This window comes from Mycobacteriales bacterium, from assembly GCA_035550055.1.
Classification (GTDB): Bacteria; Actinomycetota; Actinomycetes; order JAFAQI01; family JAFAQI01; genus DASZTV01.
The window spans coordinates 1-7,725 of record DASZRO010000025.1 but is presented as its reverse complement, the minus strand read 5'-3'; the positions used below and the strand labels follow the sequence as shown (position 1 = coordinate 7,725).

The following is a 7,725-nucleotide window of genomic DNA, read 5'->3' as shown; positions in this document are numbered from 1 at the left end:
TTCCTGCTCGACCACGCGCTGGTCGACATCGGCGTCGGCGTCCGCTGGCTCAAGGAGGTCGCCGGCGTCGAGACCGTCATCCTGCTCGGCAACTCCGGCGGCGGATCACTCATGTCGGCCTACCAGTCGCAGGCCGTCGAGGCGAACGTCCGCCCGGCGTTCGGCATGAAGCCCGCGGTCGGCATCGACGAGCTGATCCCGGCCGACGGCTACGTGGCGCTGGCCGCTCACCCCGGCCGACCGGACGTGCTGACCAGCTGGATGGACGGCGCGGTCATCGACGAGTTCGACCCGACCAAGACCGACCCGGAGCTCGACCTGTGGAACCCGGACAACGGCCCGCCGTACCCGCCGGAGTTCGTCGAGCGCTACCGCGCCGCGCAGGTCGCCCGCAACCAGCGGATCACCGACTGGTGCAAGAGCGAGCTCGAGCGGATCACGGCGCTCGGCTTCGTGGACCGGGTGTTCCCGCTGTCGCGGACCTGGGCCGATCCGCGCATGGTCGACCCGACGGTCGACCCGAGCAACCGGCCGGCCAACCTCTGTTACGGCGGGGTGCCGGAGCGCGCCAACAAGTCCGTGTGGGGACTGGGCATCGCCAACACGCTGCGGACCTGGCTGTCGATGTGGAGCCTCGAGACCTCACAGTGCCGCGGCGAACCGCATCTCGCCCGGGTCAGCGTGCCGGCGCTCGTGATCAGCGCTGACGCTGACGTCGGGGTCTTCCCCAGCGACGCCGCCAAGATCGCCGGGGCGATCGCCTCGACCGACAAGTCGCTGCACTCGCTGCCGGGCGCCCACTACTTCGAGGAGCCGGCAGGAGCTCGCGACGCGGTCGCCGACCTGATCGTGGAATGGGCCGGCGCGCGCTGGTGACGACGGGAGGTCCACTCAGCGGGACGACGGTGCTCGAGCTCGGTTCGCTCATCGCCGGCCCGTTCGCCGGCCAGCTGCTCGGCGACTACGGCGCGGACGTCATCAAGATCGAGCCGCTCGGTGACGGCGACCCGATGCGGCGGTGGGGAGTGCTGCACGAGGGCGACGGCCTGTGGTGGCCGACCATCGGTCGCAACAAGCGGTCGGTGTGCATCGACATCCGGACCGCGTCGGGCCAGGACCTGGTACGCCGGCTGGCGGCGCGCGTCGACGTCGTGACCGAGAACTTCCGGCCGGGCCGGATGGCGCAGTGGGGACTCGGTTACGACGCGCTGTCGGCGGCGAACCCGGGCCTGGTCCTCGCCCACGTCTCCGGCTTCGGGCAGACCGGGCCGCGCTCGACCGACGCGGGCTTCGGCAGCATCGGCGAGGCGATGGGCGGCATCCGTTACACGACGGGCAGCCCGGATCGCCCGCCGAGCCGTTACGGGGTGAGCCTCGGCGACGCGCTGACGTCGCTGTTCACGGTGATCGGCGTACTCGCCGCACTCAACGAGGTACGCCGGACCGGGCGCGGCCAGGAGGTGGACGTCGCGATCTACGAGGCGGTCGCTGCCCTGATGGAGTCGACGATGGCCGATTACGAGCTCGGTGGCGTCGTCCGCGAGCGTTCCGGCAGCGTGCTGCCGGGCGTCGCGCCCTCCAACGTCTATCGCGCCGGCGACGGCACCGAGATCCTGATCGCGGCCAACGCCGACGCGGTGTTCGCACGGCTGTGCGTCGTCATGGGTCGTCCCGAGCTCGCGACGGACGAGCGCTACGCCACCCACCGGGCCCGGGCCGAGCGCCAGGCCGAGCTCGACGACCTGATCGCCGCGTGGGCGGTGCGCTTCGACGGAGAAACGCTGCTGCAACGCCTCCAGGAAGGCGGGGTCCCCGCGGGCCGGATCTTCACCGCTGCCGACATGGTCAGCGACCCGCACTACGCCGCGCGTGACATGGTGTTGCGGCTCGCGTCGTATCAGGGGTGGCAGGTGCCAATGACCGGCGTGGTCCCGAAGTTCTCCGCCACGCCGGGCGAAGTGCGTACGACGGGGGCGCCGCTCGGCGCTCACACCCGCGAGGTGCTGACCGAGCTTGCCGGGACCGACGCGGACGAGCTCGCAGCGCTGGAAGCGGCCGGGGTGATCAGCTGCGGCTGAGTGCCGCCGCCGGCTGGTGCTTGACGTCGTCCGGACGCAGCGCGCGCAGCCAGCTCGCGAACTCGAGGCTCAGCCCGTCCGGATCGAAGAAGTACACCGAGCGCATGAACACGCCGTCGTGCATCTCCATCGACCAGCCTTCGGGGCTGTCGTCGTGGTTGACCGGTCCGATACAGCGCACCCCGCGCTCGCGCAGCTTCGCGGCGTAGGAGTCCAGCTGGTCGTCCGTGACGTCGAAGGCGACGTGGTTCATCGTGGAGACCGCGCTCGTGATGTCGCCGAGGCCGGGCAGCGCCGCCGGCGCGGTGACGCCGGGCGCGCGCGAGGGCGCGCCCGGGAACCAGAAGAACGCCAGCGAGTCGCCGTTGCCGATGTCGAAGAAGAAGTGCTGGCCCATCCCGTCCGGCAGCTCGATGGTCTTGGTCAGCGGCAGGCCCAGCACGCCCGAGTAGAACTCGACTGTTCGCGCCATGTCGCTGCACACCAGCGCCAGATGGTTGATCCCGCGGAGCTCGAACGCTGCGTCGCCCATAGCCGGATCGTATGGTCTGAACCGTTTCGGGACGACAGCCGAATAGTCTCCTGACGAACCGGACGGATCTTCAGGAGCGCGCGTGTCCCTCTACGACATCCCGCTGACCACACTCGACGGCACGCCGGCGACGCTCGGCGAGCACTCCGGCGAGGTCATGCTCGCCGTCAACGTCGCGTCGAAGTGCGGCTTCACGCCGCAATACGAGGCGTTGCAGAGGCTGCAGGAGACCTACCAGGACAAGGGGTTCACCGTCCTGGGCTTCCCGTGCAACCAGTTCCTGTTCCAGGAGAGCGGCGACGCGGCCAAGATCGCGATGTTCTGCTCCACGACGTACGGCGTGACCTTCCCGATGTTCGAAAAGCTCAAGGTCAGAGGCGGCGGTCAGCACCCGCTCTACGCCGAGCTGACCAAGACCCCGGACGCCAACGGCAAGGCCGGCAACGTGAAGTGGAACTTCGAGAAGTTCCTCATCAGCCGCGAGGGCGAGCCGATCGCCAGGTTCCGCAGCAAGGTCAAGCCGGACGCGCCCGAGGTCGTCAGCGCAATCGAGGCGGCTCTCGGCTGAGGTCAGCCGCCGCCCGTCGTGGTAGGCCTGGGCGGTGAAAGCGTGGCTGATCGGTGCGGCGCTGCTGGGCGCCGCCGCGTGCAGCCAGGACATCAGCACCGTCGGGGGCGGGCAGATCCTCGAGTTCCGCAACGACCTGTCGCAGCCGGTGACCTTCCTCTACTGCCCGGCGCAAGGGTGCGACCTGCCGCTTACGCAGCTGGTGGCGCCCGGACAGTCCTGGCGGACCCAGAACGAGACCATCAACGGCAGCGGGGCGGTTGCCGTCGTCATCGACGGGCGGGCGTCGGGCTGCCGGCTGGTGGCCGCGGTCGGGCTGATCGATGACCCGCTGAAGAGCTACGACGCCTCGTTCGTGCGAGGTGGGCCCGCCTGCGTGCGGCTGCCGCCCACGACGTCACGAAGCTTCACCCGCCCGCCGGTACGCAGCACCGCCCGGCGGTAGATCGCGGAGGCGAACCGGGCGAGCAGCACTGTCGAACCGACGGTGATCAGCGCCGACAGGGTGAACTGCCACCACGACGCCGCGTGCAAGCTCACGAGAACCGGCATCGCGAAGGGTGCGGTGGGCGGCAGGTAGGCGAGGACCGTCACGTACAACGACGCGTGGTCGCTGCTGACCGCCGTGATCGACGACACGTAGCCGATCAGCAGCGGGATGGTGATGGGGAACGCGATCGCCTGGACCTGGTCCTGACGTTCGACGGTCGAGCCCGCGGCGGCGAACACCCAACTGTAGAACGCATAGCCGAGGAACAGCCAGCACAGGACCGAGACGACGACGACCGGTGCCGTGCCGTTCAGCACGTCGGAGCCCACCGCGGCGCCGAGGCCGAGCGCGAAGCCGACCAGGATCGTCGCCTGACCGAACACCAGAGCGCCGATCCCGAGCACCTTCCCGCCGAGCAGCTGGTTGGGCCGCAGCGCGGCGAGCAGCACCTCGACCACCCGGCTGGCCTTCTCCTCCATGACGCCCATCAGCGTCCACGTGCCGTACTGGCTGAGCATCACGAACAGCAGGATCAGCCCGATCACGGCGGTGCCTTGGTCGGCGTCGCTGCCCTTGGCCGGTTTGAGGCCGGCGATCGTGACAGGTCCGCTGCCGGCGAGCGTCGCCTGCTGGGCGGGGCTCAGCTTGGCCGCCGCGAACGCGCGCTGCTCGCCGAGGACCAACGCGAGGGCTCGCGCGGTCTGGGCCGTCGTCGAGTCGTCGCTGGTCGTCAGCGCCCGATCGACGATCACCTCGCGGCCGTCGATGACCGCGAGATCCACGTTGCCGCTGCGTACGTCGTCTCGCGCCGTGGCCGCGGTGGGTTCGGAGACGATCTCCACCGTGGTGTCGGTCTGCTTGCCGACCGCGACGATCGCGGAGCGGTCGGCGCTGGTCAGCGAGCCGGTGATGCCCACCTTGGTGTGGTCGTTGCCGTTGCCGCCGAGCGTCGGGATCACGATGGCGGCGGCGATCACCACCAGCATCACGATCGTCGCCACCCGGAAGATGCGCCCGCGCAGGCGCTGCTGGATCTCGCGGGTGGCGACCAGCCCGATCCCGCTGCTGACCGCGCCGGTCAGGCGCAGGGTGCGCGGTGTGCCGGCCTGGCGGGTCCCTTGGCCGCGGGCGGATCGGCGGACGATGAAGGCGACGGCGACGACGAGGATCACGATCGGCAGCGCGGTCATCCGAGTGCCTCCCGGAACACTTCGGAGAGCCGGCGCCGCTCGAAGTGGAACTCGGTGACCCGCCCGGCGGCCCGGGCGGCGTCGAGGATCGCGTCGCTGTCCGCGCCGTCGTCGACCGCCAGCCGTACCGCCCCCGCGTCGACCTCGGACACCTTCGCGCCGCGCAGCTTGGCCGCCCAACGGCCGGTCCGATCCCCTTCGACGCGTACGACGAGGCGGCCGGTCCCGTGGGTGGTCAGCGTGTCGACGTCGCCTGCGACGACCAGCCTGCCGTGGTCGATGATCGTGACCGACTCGCAGAGGTCTTCGACCAGGTCGAGCTGGTGGCTCGACAGCAGGACGCAGCAGCCGCGTCGCGCTTCCTCGCGCAGGACCTCACCGATCGCGTCGATACCGCCTGGGTCGAGTCCGGCGAGCGGCTCGTCGAGGACGAGCAGCTCGGGCTGGTGGACGAGCGCAACCGCCAGTTGGACCCGCTGCTGGTTGCCGTGGGAGAGCTGCTCGACCTTCGAGGTGGCCCGCTCGGCGACGCCGAGGCGCTCCAGGGTCTGCGCGGTTGCGGCTCGGGCCGTGGCCGCGTCGAGCCCGCGCAGCCGGGCGAAGTACTCGACCTGCTCGCCGACCAGCATCGACGGGTACAGCCCACGCTCTTCGGGCATGTAGCCGAACCGATTGCGGACGTCGGCGCTCACCGGGTTGCCGTCCCATCGGACGCTGCCGCGATCGAGGTCGGTGAGCCCGAAGATCGCCCGCATCGTGGTGGTCTTGCCGGCGCCGTTCGGCCCGAGGAAGCCGGACACCTTCCCGGCCTCGACGGTGAAGGACAGCCCGTCGAGAGCGGTCACCGCGCCGAAGCGGCGGGTCAGGTCGTCGAGGACGAGAGTCACGCCGCTGTTACAGCTCCACGCCGGCCCGCTTGGTCGCCCACTTGGCGACCGAGGCGCCGATCCGCTGGTAGCCCGAGCCGGTCACCCGGGGGATGGCGTCGAAGACGTAGGCGTCGGGGCCGACGAGGATGCGCGCCTTCTTGCGGTCGACGCCGCGCAGGATGATCTGGGCGGCCTTCTCCGGCGTGGTGCGCGCGGCGCGCTCGAACTGCTCGCTGCGCTGCTCCTGCGGCATCAGGTCGCGTGCGGCGCGGGCGTCTCGCGCGATGTTGGTCTTGATGCCGCCGGGGTGCACGCAGCTGACCGCCACCGGGTGGCCGGCGATCAGCATCTCCTGGCGCAGCGCCTCGGTGAAGCCGCGTACGCCGAACTTCGCCGCGTTGTAGGCGCTCTGCGACGGCACCCCGATGAACCCGAAGACGCTCGACACGTTCACGAGGTGACCGTCGCCCGAGGCGATCAGGTGCGGCAGGAACGCCTTCGTACCGTGGATGACGCCCCAGAAGTTGATGCCCATCAGCCAGTCGAGGTCTTCCCAGCTCATCTCCTCGACGGTGGCCATCAGCGCGACGCCGGCGTTGTTGACGACCAGGTTCACACCGCCGAGGTCGTGCGCCACCTGCTCGGCGTGTGCCAGCACCGCCTGCCGGTCGGCGACGTCGAGGTGGTACTTGTGGCCGCCGCCTCCCGCGCGCTCACACAACGCGGCGGTCTCGGCGAGCGCGTCGTCGTTGATGTCGGAGATCGCGAGTTTCGCGCCGCGCCGCGCCAGCTCGACCGCCAGCGCCCGCCCGATGCCCGATCCGGCGCCGGTGATGACGGCTGCCTTGTCCCTGTAGTGCATACCGGCACTCTTTCACGCACTGCTGGGCGATCCGTACGGTGCCGTGCGACGCTGACGCCGTGACCGCAACCGACGAGCGGCAAGGCAAGCGGGAGCGTGAGCTCGCCGCGCCACCGACGTCGGGGCGCGGGCCGCGATCGTGGCTCTACGCGCTGACCACGACCAACCCGCCGCCCGCGGCCGGCAACGACATCGACTGGGTGACCCGCTGGATCGTCGTCACCCGAGCAGCGGTGCTGCCGATGACGGTCTTCGCGGGCCTCGTCGGCGGCCTGCTCGCGGTGCGGGCGCCCGGGTTCGACACCGTCGACCTGGTCCTCGCGATCGCGGGCATCGTCCTGGCCCACCTCAACAACAACCTGTCCAACGACCTGTTCGACACCAGTGTCGGCAACGACACCGAGAGCTACCCGCGCACGCTGTACGCGCCGCACCCGCTGCTGTCCAACCTGGTCACCGCGCGTCAGCTGTACACCGCGATCGCCCTGACCACGCTCGGCGACCTCGCGATCGCTGCGGTGCTGCTGGACCGGCGCGGCTGGGGCGTCGTGGCGTTTGCGACGGCCGGCATCATCTTGTCCGTCGCGTACACCGCGCCGCCGCTGCGGCTGAAGAAGCGGGGGCTCGGCGAGCCGGACGTCCTCGTCGTATGGGGACCGCTCATGGTGGGCGGCACCTACCTCGCCGCCACCGGATACCTGCCGTGGCAGGTCATCGTCGCGAGCATCCCGTACGGCTTGCTCTGCACGACGGTGCTGATGGGCAAACACGTCGACAAGATCCCGTACGACGCACCGACCGGCACCCGCACACTGCCGGTGATCCTCGGCAACCACCGCGCCCGCGTCGCGACCAACGGCCTGCTCACCGCGTTCTACGTCACCGTCGGTGTCGGTATCGCCGTCGAGGCGCTGCCGTGGCTGACCGCGCTCGTCGTACTCGCGGTTCCGCGGCTCGTGCAGGTCTGGAAGGCGATCCTCGCCCCACCTCCGGCCGAGCCACCGAAGCACTACCCGATCTGGCCGCTCTGGTACGCCGCTGCCGCCTTCCTGCACGTCCGCCGCGCCGGCGCGCTGCTGGTGATCGGCCTGGTGGTCAGCGCGATCTTCAACCTCGGCTGGTCCTGGCAGGGGTAG

Annotated in this window: 9 protein-coding genes; 5 read left to right on the top strand and 4 right to left on the bottom strand. The window is 70.4% G+C overall.

The genetic code is table 11. The features are described 5' to 3' along the window. Both VG899_04120 and VG899_04115 read left to right on the top strand, forming a co-directional pair. Positions 1-876 (top strand): alpha/beta hydrolase (locus tag VG899_04120; GenBank protein ID HWA65539.1); only part of this gene is annotated, 876 nt, incomplete at its 5' end. Continuing rightward, complete coding sequence (locus VG899_04115) at positions 855-2,078, top strand: CoA transferase (GenBank protein ID HWA65538.1); 1,224 nt, start codon at positions 855-857, stop codon at positions 2,076-2,078. The genes VG899_04120 and VG899_04115, both read left to right, overlap by 22 nt. On the opposite strand, the gene VG899_04110 is transcribed toward VG899_04115, so the two are convergent. Next, positions 2,065-2,610 carry a VOC family protein gene (locus VG899_04110; protein ID HWA65537.1) on the bottom strand — a complete coding sequence of 182 codons (546 nt, stop codon included), beginning with the start codon at positions 2,608-2,610 and terminating at the stop codon, positions 2,065-2,067. The two genes, VG899_04115 and VG899_04110, sit on opposite strands and share 14 nt — an antisense overlap. A gap of 82 nt (positions 2,611-2,692) precedes the next feature. Between VG899_04110 and VG899_04105 the strand changes: the two genes are divergently transcribed. Then, positions 2,693-3,178 (top strand): glutathione peroxidase, encoded by a 486-nt coding sequence (locus VG899_04105; GenBank protein HWA65536.1) that lies wholly within the window; start codon positions 2,693-2,695, stop codon positions 3,176-3,178. Between the two features lie 34 nt (positions 3,179-3,212). Further along, positions 3,213-3,623, top strand: a complete 411-nt coding sequence (locus tag VG899_04100; GenBank protein HWA65535.1) for a hypothetical protein — start codon at positions 3,213-3,215, stop codon at positions 3,621-3,623. Here the strand turns inward: VG899_04100 and VG899_04095 are convergent. Genes VG899_04095 through VG899_04085 form a run of 3 tightly spaced genes read right to left on the bottom strand, consistent with a single transcriptional unit; the run spans position 3,518 to position 6,589 of the window. Further along, complete coding sequence (locus tag VG899_04095) at positions 3,518-4,858, bottom strand: ABC transporter permease (GenBank protein ID HWA65534.1); 1,341 nt, start codon at positions 4,856-4,858, stop codon at positions 3,518-3,520. The genes VG899_04100 and VG899_04095 overlap by 106 nt on opposite strands. Beyond that, positions 4,855-5,745, bottom strand: a complete 891-nt coding sequence (locus VG899_04090; protein HWA65533.1) for an ATP-binding cassette domain-containing protein — start codon at positions 5,743-5,745, stop codon at positions 4,855-4,857. Before VG899_04090 ends, VG899_04095 begins: the two co-directional genes overlap by 4 nt. Before the next feature lie 7 nt (positions 5,746-5,752). Beyond that, complete coding sequence (locus tag VG899_04085) at positions 5,753-6,589, bottom strand: SDR family NAD(P)-dependent oxidoreductase (protein HWA65532.1); 837 nt, start codon at positions 6,587-6,589, stop codon at positions 5,753-5,755. Between the two features lie 59 nt (positions 6,590-6,648). Between VG899_04085 and VG899_04080 the strand changes: the two genes are divergently transcribed. Next, positions 6,649-7,725 carry a prenyltransferase gene (locus VG899_04080; protein HWA65531.1) on the top strand — a complete coding sequence of 359 codons (1,077 nt, stop codon included), beginning with the start codon at positions 6,649-6,651 and terminating at the stop codon, positions 7,723-7,725.

Coding starts and splice junctions, on each gene's coding strand:
- VG899_04115 (HWA65538.1), top strand. CDS start 855: ATGGGCCGGCGCGCGCTGGTGACGACGGGAGGTCCACTCAGCGGGACG.
- VG899_04110 (HWA65537.1), bottom strand. CDS start 2,610: ATGGGCGACGCAGCGTTCGAGCTCCGCGGGATCAACCATCTGGCGCTG.
- VG899_04095 (HWA65534.1), bottom strand. CDS start 4,858: ATGACCGCGCTGCCGATCGTGATCCTCGTCGTCGCCGTCGCCTTCATC.
- VG899_04085 (HWA65532.1), bottom strand. CDS start 6,589: ATGCACTACAGGGACAAGGCAGCCGTCATCACCGGCGCCGGATCGGGC.